General features: G+C 47.0%; 11 protein-coding genes. 1 reads left to right on the top strand and 10 read right to left on the bottom strand.

Annotation, left to right across the window (positions count from 1 at the left end):
• Nucleotides 1-2 precede the first annotated feature (2 nt).
• From SD450_RS10390 to SD450_RS10370, 5 genes are read right to left on the bottom strand one after another with little or no spacing between them, the layout of a single operon-like run.
• Nucleotides 3-575 (bottom strand): YdeI/OmpD-associated family protein, encoded by a 573-nt coding sequence (locus tag SD450_RS10390; RefSeq protein WP_318344402.1) that lies wholly within the window; start codon nt 573-575, stop codon nt 3-5.
• A 1-nt stretch (nt 576) separates the two neighbouring features.
• Nucleotides 577-2,190 carry a M1 family metallopeptidase gene (locus SD450_RS10385; protein WP_318344401.1) on the bottom strand — a complete coding sequence of 538 codons (1,614 nt, stop codon included), beginning with the start codon at nt 2,188-2,190 and terminating at the stop codon, nt 577-579.
• A 25-nt stretch (nt 2,191-2,215) separates the two neighbouring features.
• The gene (locus SD450_RS10380) at nt 2,216-3,547 is read right to left on the bottom strand and encodes a M28 family peptidase (protein ID WP_318344400.1); all 1,332 of its coding nucleotides are present in this window, start codon (nt 3,545-3,547) and stop codon (nt 2,216-2,218) included.
• Nucleotides 3,548-3,586: 39 nt separating this feature from the next.
• On the bottom strand, nt 3,587-5,110 hold the full coding sequence (locus SD450_RS10375) for a nuclear transport factor 2 family protein (protein WP_318344399.1): 1,524 nt from the start codon (nt 5,108-5,110) through the stop codon (nt 3,587-3,589).
• Nucleotides 5,107-7,317: a bifunctional alpha,alpha-trehalose-phosphate synthase (UDP-forming)/trehalose-phosphatase gene (locus SD450_RS10370; RefSeq protein ID WP_318344398.1), complete on the bottom strand. Its 2,211-nt coding sequence runs from the start codon at nt 7,315-7,317 to the stop codon at nt 5,107-5,109. Before SD450_RS10370 ends, SD450_RS10375 begins: the two co-directional genes overlap by 4 nt.
• Nucleotides 7,318-7,420: 103 nt before the next feature.
• Between SD450_RS10370 and SD450_RS10365 the strand changes: the two genes are divergently transcribed.
• Nucleotides 7,421-9,220 carry a glycoside hydrolase family 15 protein gene (locus SD450_RS10365; RefSeq protein WP_318344397.1) on the top strand — a complete coding sequence of 600 codons (1,800 nt, stop codon included), beginning with the start codon at nt 7,421-7,423 and terminating at the stop codon, nt 9,218-9,220.
• 54 nt (nt 9,221-9,274) lie between these two features.
• Here SD450_RS10365 and SD450_RS10360 read toward each other — a convergent pair whose 3' ends face one another.
• The 5 genes from SD450_RS10360 to SD450_RS10340 all read right to left on the bottom strand — a co-directional run bounded on the left by SD450_RS10360 (nt 9,275) and on the right by SD450_RS10340 (nt 15,561).
• Entirely contained in the window at nt 9,275-11,086 is a 1,812-nt protein-coding gene (locus tag SD450_RS10360) for an acyl-CoA dehydrogenase family protein (RefSeq protein WP_318344396.1), read from the bottom strand.
• Between the two features lie 99 nt (nt 11,087-11,185).
• Nucleotides 11,186-11,482 (bottom strand): four helix bundle protein, encoded by a 297-nt coding sequence (locus SD450_RS10355; RefSeq protein WP_318344395.1) that lies wholly within the window; start codon nt 11,480-11,482, stop codon nt 11,186-11,188.
• Nucleotides 11,483-11,520: 38 nt separating this feature from the next.
• Nucleotides 11,521-12,714 (bottom strand): acetyl-CoA C-acyltransferase, encoded by a 1,194-nt coding sequence (locus SD450_RS10350; protein WP_318344394.1) that lies wholly within the window; start codon nt 12,712-12,714, stop codon nt 11,521-11,523.
• A 48-nt stretch (nt 12,715-12,762) separates the two neighbouring features.
• Nucleotides 12,763-13,122 (bottom strand): four helix bundle protein, encoded by a 360-nt coding sequence (locus SD450_RS10345; RefSeq protein WP_318344393.1) that lies wholly within the window; start codon nt 13,120-13,122, stop codon nt 12,763-12,765.
• A gap of 33 nt (nt 13,123-13,155) precedes the next feature.
• Complete coding sequence (locus SD450_RS10340; RefSeq protein ID WP_318344392.1) at nt 13,156-15,561, bottom strand: 3-hydroxyacyl-CoA dehydrogenase/enoyl-CoA hydratase family protein; 2,406 nt, start codon at nt 15,559-15,561, stop codon at nt 13,156-13,158.
• Nucleotides 15,562-15,570 lie beyond the last annotated feature (9 nt).

The following is a 15,570-nucleotide window of genomic DNA, read 5'->3' as shown; positions in this document are numbered from 1 at the left end:
TTTCATTGGTTTCTGTACTTGATATTTTTGGCGGAGAATTCCACAATTTCCTGGATTCGTTTTTCCCGTGTTTCTTCCCGTTTGGCCTGGTTCAGCCAATAGAGATAGCTTTTTTGTTGGCCAGGGGTAAAACCTTGGAAGTTGGTGAAAGCCTTCTTGTTTTTGTTGAATGCTTTTTGGAGGTCTTGCGGGACCACACCGTTCTCCACATCGTCCAACTCCGCCCAGGAACCATTTTCCTTGGCCAGTTCAATGGCTTCCAGACCACTTTGGTGCAGCAACCCATTGGTTTCCAGTTCCTTGATGTGGCCCTTGTTCACTTTGCTCCACGTACTCTTGGGCTTTCTGGGGCAAAAGTACTGTCTTCGTTTCCCGTCCCCAAGGCTTTTCACGGTGCTGTCGATCCACCCATAACAAAGTGCGACCCTCACGGCTTCTTCCCATCGCATGCTTTCCTTGTGGTGGTCCACTTTATAGAAGATAAGATAGACCCCGGTATTGGTGGAATGGTTCTCATGTAGCCATTCGCGCCACTCGGCATCATTTTTAAAGTAATGTTCAGGGTGTTTTTCCAAATCAGACTTTTTGGGTCTCTATATAAAAATTGACATCAAACTTCAGTTCGGAGCCGTCCATGGGTTCCGTTTTCCATTCCGCACTCGGGAACAGCCATTTTTCGGTGCCATCGACAAAAACACGGACAGGCATGTCAAAATCTTCCACCACATCCACATACCGATACTTGATGGAACCATTTTCCAACTGATATTCCAATGTGGGTATCATGGTGGTGCGCAGGTACTGGTTGAAAAATGCCGAGAGGTCTTTCCCTGTTTTTTTACTCAAGTAGTCCTCAATCTGTTGGCTGGTCACCGTTTGATGGTAAAAGTCCTTGTTGAGTCCGCGAAGGATCTGTCGCCATTGCTCATCATCTTCCACCAATTGGCGCAAGGTATGCAGGATATTGGCCCCTTTGTAGTACATGTCGCCAGAGCCTCCCTGATTGACGTCATAAGGGCCAATGATCGGTCGGTCATTTTGAATGTTGGCACGTGTGCCAATGACATATTCAGCCGATGCTTTTTTGCCAAAATGATAGTCCAGGTAAAGGTTTTCGGAATAGGCAGTAAAACCTTCGTGCACCCACATGTCCGCAATGTCCTTGTAGGTGATATTGTTGGCAAACCATTCATGTCCTGCTTCGTGGATGATGATGAAATCGAACTGAAGCCCCCAGCCCGTGCCGGAAAGATCGCGTCCTAAATACCCGTTTTCATATTTATTTCCATACGTAACGGAGCTTTGGTGCTCCATCCCCAGATAAGGCACTTCTACCAGTTTGAAGCCGTCTTCATAGAAAGGGTAGGGGCCAAACCAATGTTCAAAAGCCTGGAGCATCATGGGGGTCTGGACAAACTGCTTTTTGGCTTTCTCCAGATTTTCGGGCAGTACATAATAATCCAGTTTCAAAGGTCCATTCTCACCTTCATAGGCTTCGTCAAAATGCACATAGTTTCCAATATTTACATTTACACCATAGTTGTTGATGGGATTTTTCACCACCCAGTGGTAGGTCTTGAAATCGCCCTCCTCCTCAACACGCTCCAGTTGCCCGTTGGAAACATCCATCAGGTCCTTGGGAACGGTCACACTGATGCGCATGCTGTCCACTTCGTCGTACATATGGTCCTTGTTGGGCCACCAGACACTGGCTCCCAGACCTTGGCAGGAAGTTGCCACGAACGGATGACCGTTCTCATCCTGTTTCCAGGAAAAACCACCGTCCCATGGGGCCCTTACAGCTTCCCTTGGATGACCCGAATATTCAATTTTAAGCTCATTGAATTCACCGGGCACCTGTTTTTTCTTCAGTTTGATGAAATGCGCATTGCCCTCGGAGGTGAATTTCAATTTTTTTCCATCTTGGGTGATGGAAGTAATCTGCATGGGCTGCTGAAGGTCTATCTGAAGCACTTCGGCCTCTTTCAACACTTTGTATCTGACCACATTGTGGCCCGAAATGAATTTTTCGGAAGGCTCCACCTTTACATTCAGATCATAATGGTTGAGGTCCCACCACTCGCGTTCGGGGGTTATGCTTCCCCTAAGGGTATCCTGTCTGGTGAAATTTTGGGCAGACGCCATGCTCAATCCCATAAGAAAAAGGGATGCGAATAAAAAATGCTTCATATTTGTTATCAATGCTTATGTACTATTATCTGAACACTTTGTTGGGGAAAACCACAGGGCTTTCATGTCCGTCTTTCCCAACGGCCGCTACCCCAAAGAAGTAATTGTCGATCACAATTCCTTCCAACGTATGCTCGGTCACATTTTCCACATACCTGTAATTGTCCCAAGTGGGGGAGGTGGTATCCCTCCAATAAATTTTATATCCGACGGCACCGTCCACCTTGCTCCATCTCAATTTGGCATTGGGCTCCACAATTCCGCCGATTTCCACGGTCTCAGGTGCTGGAGGGGCCCAAGCGATGGATGCGAGGTTGATTGCATTAACGGCGGTTAGTTTTTTGGCATAGTCAAAATTCACATGTTCCAATACATCGCCATAGGCGATACCATCTTCCACCCGGATATCTTGATGTTGTTGGGTATAGTTTTCATGGGCTTCCATGATTCGAATACCAGCATATCCGGCATCGTTGAAGGGTCTGTGGTGCCCACCACGCCCAAAGCGGTCCAAGCGATAGATCATCATGGGGTTCATTTCGGGCATATAGGTCTTGGTGGTTTGGTACACATAGCGGGCCAATTGGCGGGAAATCCCATCTACTTCGCCACCATAGAACCGCCTGGCATTTCTTTGCTGTTCGGTCTCTGTGGGAGGTACGGGTTCGGAGAAAATCCTAAAATCCCGGTTGCTGACCACACCATCCACTCCAGTGATGTTGCCGATCATGTCATTGTTGAGGATACCCACAATGTCCCAGCCTTTTTCCTTGGCATGGGCGGCCAATCCTTTTCCGCCATAAAGACCCTGTTCTTCGCCCGATAGCCCCACATAGATGACGCTACTTTCAAATTGATATTTGGAAAGGACACGGGCCGCTTCAATGGTGCCCGCCATGCCACTGGCATTGTCGTTGGCCCCTGGGGAATCCGAAGTGAAATCGGCAGGATCACTGACACGCGAATCGATGTCACCGCTCATGATAATAAAACGGTTGGGGTATTTGGTGCCTCTTTGAATCGCCACCACATTCACCACCCAAACATCGTGCACGATTCGGGCATTGTCTCCTTTTTTTACCAAATCTTTTTGGTAGAAAACTTCCAAGCAGCCATTGCAATCGGAGGAAATTTGATCAAATTCTGATTTTATCCATCGTCTGGCGGCCCCGATGCCCCGGGTCTGGGAAACGGTGTCGCTCAGGGTGTGCCTTGTACCAAAATTGGCCAGGGTGGTCACATCTTTTTCAATCCTCTCCGCCGATACCGAATTGATGATGTCATAGATCCGAAGATCGGTTTGGGCAAAACCCAAGGTTGTAAAGAGTAAGAGAAGTGTAGTGGAGATATGTTTCATGATGTAGAGGTTGGTTTTAAATTGGGAAACTATTAAAAATTATTGGATGAAGGTTACTTTTGAGATCTTTCCATTTTCCAGTTCATAAATGGCCACGGCGGATAGGGTGGTTCCATTGGCCGTTACGGACTCTTCGTCTATCACCTTGTTGCCGATTACCATCCTGTTCTTGATGGTGCAGTGCAGATCGGGAGTGTTTTCAAAGAAAGTCGTGTACTGTGCGGTCATTGGCTTTTTTCCCTCGGACAGCAATTTATCCGGGTGCATGTACAATTTGACGTTGTCCGAATAAGTGTCCATAAAAGCATCGATGTCCCGTGCATTGTAGGCATCCAATTGTTCCTGGACAATGGTTTCCGCATCGGCAGTGGGCCGGTCCGGAAAAATAAAGGTCATGGAGGCGATAAGGCCGTTCTTCACCTCGTACAGCGCCACTTGATGCCCTTGTCTGCCATCCACCAACGTGATCTCCTCATCGATAACGGTATTGCCGATGACGATGCGCTTGACCACTTCCACGCTCGATTGTTTGGTATTGGCGAAAAAGCGTTCGTAATTTTCGGCCATCTTGGTTTTTCCAATATACATGGTTTCATGGGGAAACCGTTGTGCCAGGACGTTGTCCGAGTAACAGGAAAGAAAACCTTCCAGATTTTCTTTATTGAATGTTTCGACTTGTTTTTGGACAATGTTGGCCGGAGATTCATCGGACACAAAGGCCAATCGCGTTTTATCTTGATTTACGGCAATACGGCTGATGTTGTTGATCTCCTCTTGAGGAAAAGTCATGACAGGCTCCCAATCCCCACCAGAGGCGATATCCCACGTCAGCAATGTTTTTCCGGCCCCTGTGATGATGGTGCTTGCATCGACCCAGCAAATATCTTCCTCATTTTTGTACGTATCCGTGAATTTCTTCGTCACACCGGATGTAGGGTCTAGGGACAGTATGCTCCAGTTTTGACTCCCCTTGCTTATGAAACTGATGAGTTCGGTATCTGGAATTTTATGGAGCGACCTGCCCACATTTCGTTGTACGGTGCGAGTGGTGTTTTTTTCTAAATCGATGACCACCAGGTCCATACGATTTTCTACCAAGGCCGTGGCCACAAGGATATGGTCGTTGAACCAGACATGGTATCCAATCTTTAGATTGGTGATGGGAGTCGAGTCGCCCGTTTTCAGGTCGTATTCATACAAACGCTGCAGTCCGTCCAAATCCAAACGGATGGCAGAGATGGCATTTTTGTCAGGAATTTTGAGAGGGGAATATTCGCTTCCGGTAGGGGTGTTGGTCAGCCAGGAAGTGGTACTGCCCAAGTTGATGTTGAACCGTAGCACATCCGTCTGTCCTTCCCTCGTGGAAGAGAACAAGACGGTATCATCGTCCCAAAAGGAAGGTTGGTTGTCGTACCCCTCATTATTGGATATGTTCTTCGGGTTGGATAATACTGGCTCTCCATTTTTCAGGGCCAGGTCAAAAAGATAGATTTCCGTATTGGCCTGTGCATTCGCCAAGGCATATGTCAGAATGAAGACTGGGATAAAAAGTCTTTGGATCATGTTTGCGCAAACCGTTTTAATAGGTCCCTTACTTTTTTGGTGCTTTCCACATGGTACTTGGCCTGGGTTTTTTTGAGTCCCACTTTCACTGTGATGGCTGAATGTGGGAGTTCCTGGAACATGAACTCGTCGGTCCAGTCATCCCCGATGGCAAAGACAAAGTCATAGTTGTCCTCGCCCATCATACGGACTGCGGCCCTTCCCTTGTTCACATTGCTGCTCTTCACTTCCATGACCTTGTTGCCATTGAGCACGCTAATATCGTCATTACCGATGAGACTTCTCAGCACCGTATTCAATTCCGTGGCCCTTTTTTCGCCAAAATCAGGATCCGTGTTCCTGTAATGCCATGCCAGGGAATAATTCTTTTCCTCGATAAAGGAACCGGGGGTCCTGTCCACAAAAGATTCCAGAACCGGGCGTATTTTTCCCATCCAGTCCCCTTTGACCTGCTCCAGCATTTTAAAATCCTCCCCTTTTTTTGATATCCACACCCCATGCTCTACGATCATGTTGTATTTTTTGGGAAGGAACCACCTACCAAAGGTTTGTTTGTCCCTGCCGCTGATTAAGAACAAGGTGGTGTTTTCCTGTTCCTGAAGTTGGTCCAACAATTTATAGAGTTCTTCGTCGGGGGAAGCTTGTTGGGGGTCTTTGTGGAATCCGGCCAGTGTACCGTCATAATCTAGGAACAATAGCCGTTTTTTTGCCTTGGAATATTGGTCCACAATGCTGGAAAGGATTTCTTTGGACATTTTTTCGGAGACAAAGGCCCTTCCCAAATCCCTTTTCTCGTTCAGGGCGTTCATGAACTCATTGGCCCACACTTCGACATTGTAGCGCTCCAATCGGTTTTGGAGAAAGGTATTCCGATTGACCTGTTCCTCCTTGGACATGTTGATGGCTTGTTGCAGAGTATTTGCCTGCTCCTCAAAATTATTGGGGTTGATGAGGAGGGCCTCGTTCATTTCATTGGCAGACCCGGCCATTTCACTCAAGATCAACACCCCGGTCTTGTCCGTTCGCGTGGCGATGTATTCCTTGGCCACGAGGTTCATTCCGTCCCTTAGCGGCGTGAGCCAGGCAATGTCGCTGGTGGTATAAAGGTCGATCAGGTTCTCGAAGGGCAACGAGCGGTAGAAGTACCATATCGGTGTCCAATTGATTGTGGAAAGCTCTCCATTGATCCTACCTACCAATTCATCAATTTCTTTTTTGAGCAATTGGTATTGGGGCACATTGGACCTTGAGGGAACGGCAAGGATGATCAAGCGGACCTTTTCTTGGTATTGTGGGTATTTTTTCAAAAAATACTCGAAGGCATTGAGGCGCTTCGCGATTCCTTTGCTGTAATCCAAACGGTCTATGGAAAGGATCAGTTTGGTATCGGGGGCAGAGGCCCTGTGGCTGTCCAACCGTAGTTGGAAATCGCTTCGCTCTTCATTGTATTTTTGCTCGTGTGCAAGGGCCGCATCATGGAATTTTTTATAATCGATGCCCATGGGGAAGGAATCCACTTTAATGGCCCTGTTGTCCATATAGATTTCGTTGAAGCTCACCTCCAGTCCCAACAATCTTCTCACCGAACTCAAAAAATGCCTTTCGTAGTCATAGGTGTGGAACCCGATAAGGTCCGAGCCCAATAACCCCTCCAAAATTTCCTCCCTCCAGGGCAGGGTCCTGAAGATTTCAAAGGAAGGAAAGGGAATGTGCAGAAAGAAACCGATGGAGGTGTCGGGGCGTTTTTCCCGTACCATTTGGGGAACCAACATCAATTGATAATCGTGCACCCAAATCGTGTCTCCCTCATCCGATCTTTCGATGATGGCATCGGCAAATTTTTGGTTTACAGATTTGTAGGTTTCCCAAAAATCCAGTTCAAACTCGGAATACTCCAAAAAATAATGGAACAATGGCCATATGGTCCGGTTGCTGAAGCCATAATAAAAACCATCAATGTCGTTTGCGGTCAGTTTTACCTTGGCACAGCCATTTTCCTTTAGTGCCTGGTCAATTTTCCCTTCCAGTTCGGGCGGCGTTTCCTCGTCCGTGAGCCCAGACCAACCTATCCATAGACTTTCCCCTCCACTGTGTACGGATTTCATCCCTGTGGCAAGCCCTCCAACGCTTGGAATGGCATTGATGGAGCCATTACTGATTTGCAATTGAACGGGTAGGCGATTTGAGATTATGATAGTTTTGCCCATAAAAGGAAGGTTTTTAAAAGGTTTTAAAATTAAGTTTCTTTAAATTTCGGGAAATTCGACCGCAAAAGCAATTCACACTTAACCTTTTCAGAATAATTATTGTATGGATAACTTAAATTATGGAATTATTGGCAATTGTAGAAGTGCGGCGTTGATCTCCAAAACAGGTTCTTTGGATTGGTGCTGTCTGCCCGAATTTGATTCCACCTCAGTTTTTGCCAAACTATTGGACGAGGAAAAAGGAGGTAGCTTCGGGATAGAGGCCGTTGGCAATTATCAGATAGACCAAAAATATTATAGGGACACTGCCATATTGGTCACCCATTATGCTGATGGGGACCATGTTTTCGAGGTGATGGACTTCATGCCCAGATATTTGAAAAGAAACGGAAAATACCATGCCCCACCGGAAATCATCCGATATATCAAATATATTTCAGGAAGGCCCAAACTCCGTGTGACCTATGATCCCAAATTGGAATATGCAATGGGAGAGACCTCGACCTATATCAAGGAGGATTTTGTGGCCAGTCTTACCCATCAGGAGAAATATGATACCCTTTTTCTCTACACTTCCTTTGACAAGGAGGGAGTAATAGACTCCAAAGAATTGGTTTTGGAAGAGGATGGCTATTTCCTGATCTGTTACAATGAAAAGATACTGAAGCCCACCACCATAAAAATGGGACTGGAACTGGAACGTACCAAGGTGTATTGGTTGGATTGGGTGCACAAGGCGCCGACCTATAAAAAATTCAACAATGAAATCACCAGGAGTGCCATCACCCTAAAAATGCTCACATATGATAAGACGGGGGCTGTACTTGCCGCCGCCACGACTTCCTTGCCAGAGACCATTGGCGAGGTCAGAAACTGGGACTATCGTTTTTGTTGGATAAGGGATGCCTCCATGGTGATCAAGGTGGTCTCCGAACTGGGGCACATGAACTCGGCCCGGAGGTATCTGCAGTTTATCATAGACCTGATGCCGGACAAGGATGAGAAGCTCCAGATCATGTATGGCATCAACAAGGAAAAAAAGCTTACCGAAAGAACTTTGGGGCATTTGGACGGTTATAAGGGATCCAAACCCGTGCGAGTGGGCAATGCGGCCTATAAGCAAAAACAGAACGACATTTATGGCATTTTGATGGATGTCATTTATGAGCAGTTGGTGAAATTCAGCAATGATATCGAAAATGGGGAGGAGCTTTGGAGCATCACAAAAGGTATTGTCTGGATCGTGGGCATGCACTGGAAGGAACCGGACAAGGGCATTTGGGAGTTCCGTGGTGAGGACAGACATTTCACCTTTTCCAAGGTACTGTGCTGGGTGGCTTTGGACAGGGCCATTAAGGTGGCCAAGATGTTCGGCAAGACCCGAAAAATTGAAAAATGGACGGCTTTGGAGCAGGAAATCAAGGAGGATATCCACAAAAATGCCTGGAACAGTGACATCAATGCCTTTGTGCAATCCTATGGATCGAGGCACTTGGACGCATCGGTACTGCTCATGGAATCCTATGGTTTTATCCATGCCAGGGATCCCAAGTTTGTGAGCACCGTCAGGGCCATTGAGGAAGGTCTCAGCAACGACGGTCTGTTGTACCGATACAAGAACGAGGATGATTTTGGACTCCCTTCATCATCATTCACCATTTGCACGTTTTGGTTCATCAACAGTCTGTTCAAAATTGGGGAGGAGGAAAAAGCACTGGAACACTTTGAACGTCTGCTCAGCTATAGTAACCACTTGGGCCTGTTCAGTGAGGACATCGATTTCAATTCCAAACGATTGTTGGGCAACTTCCCGCAGGCCTATTCTCATTTGGCGTTGATAGAGTGTGCCATCAACTTTTCAAAGAAAGAGAGCGAGGAACGGATCTTGGAATCCTTGGGATAAAAAAACGCCCCTAAAAGGGGCGTCCATCGAAATTTGCTTTTGGGCAATCTTCAATTAGTCAAAGGTGTACCCGTTGTCAGCGGCAACTTTGTCTGCAATTTGGGTGCGCAGTGCCACTACGTTGGGTTGGTTTGTGTATTTCGTGAAACGTTTCAGTCCCATCAGCATCATCCGTTGTTCATCTCCCTCGGCAAATGAAACAATGGCTTCTTTGCCTTTTTGGTTGATGATGTCCACGGCCCGGTACAAGTAAAGCTTGGACATGGCTATCTGTGCGGCTTGTGCCTCTTCACCAAAACGTTTTGCGTTTTTCTCGGTACGAAGGAGGGTCGATTCGACCAAATAGATTTGGATGAGGATGTCCGCAGCGGACATCAATAGCATTTGGTGTTCTTCCAAGTCAGGGCCAAATTTTTGCACGGCACTTCCGGCTACCATCAAGAATACCTTTTTCAAGCGGGCCAACAAATCCTTTTCCTCTGCAAACAGTTCGGAAAAGTCGGGCGTATCGAACGAAGGAATGCCCATCAGTTCCTCGCCCACGGCTGTGGCCGGACCCAAAAGGTCCACATGGCCTTTCATGGCTTTTTTGACCAACATGCCCACAGCGAGCATTCTATTGATTTCATTGGTGCCTTCATAGATCCTTGAGATACGGGCGTCCCTCCAAGCAGATTCCATGGGGGTATCGGCGCTAAAGCCCATTCCGCCGAAGACCTGAATGCCCTCATCGGTGGTATGTTGCACATGTTCGGAAACGGCAACCTTCAGAATGGAACATTCAATAGCGTATTCCTCGACTCCTTTCAGTTCTGCTTCTTGGTGCGGGTTGCCTTCTGCCTCCCGAATGGCAATCCTGTCCTCAATGTTCTTGGCGGCCCGGTAACAGGCGGATTCATCCACATAGGCGTTGGTGGCCATATCGGCAATTTTTGCCTTGATGGCGCCAAAGTTCATGATCGGGGTCTTGAACTGGATACGCTCGTTGGCATATTTGGCTGCTTCGGTAACAATGCGGCGTTGGGCTTCCAAACAAGCTGCTGCCAGCTTGATCCGTCCCACGTTCAGGGCGTTCATGGCTATTTTGAAACCATTTCCCCTTTCGGACAGCATATTTTCTACGGGTACCTTGGTCTCATTGAAGAACACTTGGCGGGTAGAGGAGGAGTGGATGCCCAATTTTTTCTCTTCATCACCTAAGGTGATGCCATTTTCTGGGTCGTTTTCCACGATAAATCCTGTAATGTATTTGTCGTCCTCGATTCGGGCAAAGACGATGAACATATTGCAGAACCCAGCATTGGAAATCCACATTTTTTGTCCAGTGATGCTATAATACTTCCCGTCTTCCGAAAGTACGGCCTTGGTCTTGCCGGAATTGGCATCGGAACCTGCTCCGGGTTCGGTCAAACAATAGGCCCCGAACCATTCCCCAGAGGCCAGTTTTGGTACATATTTTTGTTTCTGCTCCTCGGTGCCGTACAAGGTGATGGGCATGGTACCTATCCCGGTGTGGGCCCCAAATGCGGTGCTGAAAGAACCGGTGGCCCCTGAAATGTAATCACAGACCAGCATGGTGGAGACAAATCCCATGCCCATGCCACCATAGGATTCAGGGACGGCAACACTGAGCAGGCCAAGCTCTCCGGCTTTCCGCATGCATTCCTCGGTGTAGGCATAGTCTTTTTTCTCAAAGCGTTCCCAATGCGCCCAAAGTTCGCGGTCCACAAATTCCTTGGTGCTTTCGCGCATCATTTTTTGTTCTTCGTTGAGGTCTTCGAGGGTAAAAATATCCTCGCACTTGGTCTCTTTTACCAAAAACTGACCACCTCTGAGTATGTCTTTGTTTGTTGTTTCTGTGCTCATACTTTATAAGATTTAAGATTCAGGAGACAAGAATCAGGACTTACTTTAAACCATCTTGAAACCTTGAAATCATTTTCTGTAATTGTTGAATTTTAGACTCTAAAAGTTCAAATTTTTTTTTGAAATATAATTCTGATCCGATGCAACAATTAATTGCGTTTCCCACTCAAAACTAGAACCAAGGCTATTCTCAATATATTTATTAAAATGCTTGTTGGTTGATTTACTAGTTCCCTCGGCAATATTTGAAGGAATTGAAACAGCGCAACGAATTAATTGGGAAGAAAGGTTGAATCTTTCTACATCGGGAAATCCACCAATGATTTTATATGTTTCCTTCACCAGGTCCATTGCTTCTTGCCAGATTTTGAGTTTTTTGAAATTATGTCTTCCCATCGTCTTGGTTTTTGTTTCTTGGCTCCTGGTTCTTGTGATTAGTTCAAAAACTCAAATATCCCCGCAGCACCCTGGCCTGTGCCCACACACATGGTCACCATACCGTACTGGCCTTTCATGTTGCGCTTTCGCATTTCATCAAAGAGTTGGACGGACAATTTGGCCCCAGTGCACCCAAGTGGATGGCCCAAGGCAATGGCCCCTCCGTTCACGTTCACAATTTCCGGATTGAGGTCCAATTCGCGGATCACGGCCAAGGATTGTGATGCAAAGGCTTCGTTCAACTCGATGAGTTCAACGTCGCTTTGTTTCAACCCTGCCTGCTTTAATGCTTTTGGGATGGCCTTGACCGGTCCTATTCCCATAATCCTGGGCTCCACACCTGCAGCGGCATAGTTGACCAATCGGGCAATGGGTTCCAAATTCAGTTCCTTGACCATGTCTTCGCTCATGACCATGACGAAGGCCGCCCCATCACTCATTTGGGAGGAATTTCCGGCAGTGACACTTCCATCAGCAGCAAAAACAGGCCTTAACTTGTTCAATGTGGGGATGTTGGTGTCCTTACGTGGACCTTCATCCTTGTTTACGGTGTAGGTCTTGGTCTCCTTTTTACCGGCTTCGTTCACAAATGTGTGCTCGACTTCGATGGGAACAATCTGATCCTGAAACCTGTTCTCTTCTTGGGCCTTCAAGGCTTTCATGTGGGAGTTGTAGGCAAAAACGTCTTGGTCTTCCCTAGAGACCTTGAACTGTTTGGCCACTGCTTCGGCGGTGAGCCCCATGCCCCAATAATAGTCCTCGTGTCCTTCTTTGGCCGTCGCATAGTCCGGGGTGGGCTTGTAGCCTCCCATGGGGATGTAGCTCATGCTCTCTGCGCCCCCGGCAATGATGCAATCGGCCATTCCGGATTGGATCTTGGCCGTGGCAATCCCAATGGTTTCCAATCCCGATGCGCAGTAACGGTTCACGGTCACGCCAGGTACGTCGTCGATGTCCAAGCCCATCAAGGAGATGAGTCTGGCCATGTTGAGTCCTTGTTCGGCTTCGGGCATGGCGTTGCCCACAATGACATCGTCAATGCGTTTTTTGTCGAGCTGCGGAAGTTCTTTCATCATGTGCTCAATGGTCTCAGCCGCCAGTTCGTCCGGTCTCTTGAACCTGAACAGTCCCTTAGGGGCCTTGCCCACTGCTGTTCTGTATGCTTTTACGATATATGCTGTTTTGCTCATATTTTATAAATTATTTGGAATCTAGAATCTAGAAGATTGGAGTTTAGACTAATCACTCAGATTGTCAATAAACTTGCCTAACATTTTTTGAATTTGTAGTATTTTATTTTCTAATGCTTTGAAATCGTTTTTATCTATATATCCCTCGTTGAAGGAAACTATTAATTGTGTTTCCCATTCGAAGGCAGAACCAAGACTATTTTCTAAAAACTTTTTAAAGTGCCTGTCAGTACTTTTGCTGGAACCTTCTGAAATATTTGAAGGTATGGATATAGCGCATCTGTTCATTTGACTTGCAAGATTGAACCGTTCAAAATCAGGGAAAGTTCTTGTTAGTTGATAACTGTCTTTCACAAACTCAATACCATCTTGCCAAACCTTTAATTTTTTAAAATTATGTCTTGCCATTTGTCTAATTTCTAGGTTCTAGCTGTCCAAAATCTAATTTCTAAGGGGTTTTCCGGTTTTCAACATATGTTGGATGCGCTCCAATGTTTTTCTTTCGGTGCACAAAGAGAGAAAGGCTTCACGCTCAAGGTCCAAAAGATATTGCTCGGAGACCAAAGAGGCTTCCGACAGGTCACCGCCGGCCATCACATAGGCCAGCTTATTGGCGATCTTTTTGTCGTGTTCGGAGATGTAGTGACCGGCCTCCATGGAATCCGTTCCCACCAAGAACATGCCCAAAGCTTGTTTTCCGAGTACTTTTACATCCTTGCGTTTTACAGGTTTGGTGTATCCTGCTTCGGCCATAAGCTTGGCATGGGCCTTGGCCGTTGCGATTTGGCGGTCCTTGTTCACCACCACAATGTCCTTTCCTTTTTGAAGAATGCCCAAATCATAGGCTTCATAGGCCGATGTGGATACTTTGGCCATTCCTATGGTGAGGAAATATTCCTGAAGTACGTTCAGTTCCACATCGTTCTTTCGGAAGGTATCGGATGCCCGAAGGGCCATTTCTTTGGAACCGCCCCCGCCGGGAATCACACCGACACCAAATTCCACCAAGCCGATATAGGTCTCGGCAGCGGCCACAATTTTGTCCGCATGGAGTGAAAGTTCGCATCCACCTCCCAAGCACATGCCGTGTGGGGCAGAAATGGTGGGGATGGAGGAGTAGCGCATGCGCATCATGGTGTCTTGGAACATTTTGATGGCCATGTTCAGCTCATCATACTCTTGTTCCACGGCCATCATGAATATCATTCCAATATTGGCACCAACGGAGAAATTCGCTGCTTGGTTGCCCACGACGAGTCCTTGGAAGTCTTTTTCGGCAAGGTCTATGGCTTTGTTCAGGCCAGCGAGCACATCGCCGCCGATGGTGTTCATCTTGGATTGGAATTCACAGTTTAAGATGCCATCGCCCAAATCTTCTATCACCACTCCACTGTTTTTGAACACTTCTTTGGACTTTCTGATGTTGTCCAGAATGATGAAGGCATCCTGACCGGGCACTTTTTCCATGGCTTTTTTGGAAATGTCATAGAAATAGGTGGCACCATCTTTTACGGTGTAGAAGGAATGGATGCCGGCCGCCTTCATTTCAGCGACCCAAGGGGCAGCTTCCTGTCCTTCAGCTTTGATGAGTTCCAAGCCTTTGTCCAGTCCCACGGCATCCCAAATTTGGAAGGGGCCATGTTCCCAGCCGAAGCCTGCTTTCATGGCATCGTCAATTTTATAAAGTTCATCCGAAATTTCTGGAATCCTGTGCGTAACATAAGCGAAAAGGGCACCAAAACTCTTTCTATAAAATTCGCCTGCCTTGTCCTTTCCATTCACCAATACGGGAAAACGCTCAATGACCTTGTCGATGGTCTTGGTGAGTTCCAAAGTGGCAAACTTTGCACTTTTTTTGGTGCGATAGCCCATGGTGTCCAAGTCCAAAGTGAGGATGTCACTTTTGCCATCATCACCAGTAACTTTTTTATAGAAGCCTTGCCCTGATTTACTGCCCAACCATTTGTTGTCCACCATGGTCTTGATGAAATCGGGCAACTGGAACAGTTCATGGCGTTCATCGTACTTGCAGTTTTCACTGATTCCGTTGGCCACGTGAACCAAGGTGTCCAGACCTACCACATCCACGGTGCGGAAGGTGGCAGATTTGGGTCTGCCAATAACGGGCCCCGTGAGTTTGTCCACTTCTTCAACGGTCATACCGAGATCTTTTACCGCATGGAAAAGGCTTTGGATGCTGAAGATACCGACCCGGTTTCCAATGAATGCAGGGGTGTCCTTGGCCACTACCGAGGTCTTGCCCAAGAATTGCTCCCCATACCCGTTGAGGAAGTCCAGAACTTCTTGGGAGGTATGTGGACCGGGAATGATTTCGAACAATTTCAAGTATCTGGCCGGGTTGAAAAAGTGGGTCCCGCAGAAATGTTCCTGAAAATCCTCACTTCTTCCCTCGCTCATGAATTTAATCGGGATACCCGATGTATTGGAGGTGATTAGGGTACCTTTTTTTCGGTGCTTGTCCAGATTTTCAAAAACCTGTTTTTTGATGTCCAAACGCTCCACGACCACTTCTATGATCCAATCCACTTGGGCCACTTTGGAAATGTCATCTTCCAAGTTTCCCGTGGTAATTCGGTCTGCAAATTTGGGATGATAGATGGGGGAGGGTTTTGATTTAAGTGCTGCGGCCAATGAATCGTTCACCAAACGGTTCCGGACGACCTTGTCCTGTAGCGTGAGTCCTTTGGCTTTTTCCCTGTCGTTGAGTTCGCGTGGAGCAATGTCCAACAATAATACCTCGACACCGATATTGGCAAAATGGCAGGCAATGCCACTTCCCATGATACCGGAGCCTATTACGGCAACTTTGTTTATATGCCTTTTCATGTGCAGGTC

It is taken from the genome of Flagellimonas baculiformis, from assembly GCF_033441575.1.
In the GTDB taxonomy this organism is placed as follows: Bacteria; Bacteroidota; Bacteroidia; order Flavobacteriales; family Flavobacteriaceae; genus Flagellimonas; species Flagellimonas baculiformis.
This window is presented reverse-complemented; position numbering and strand designations above follow the sequence as displayed.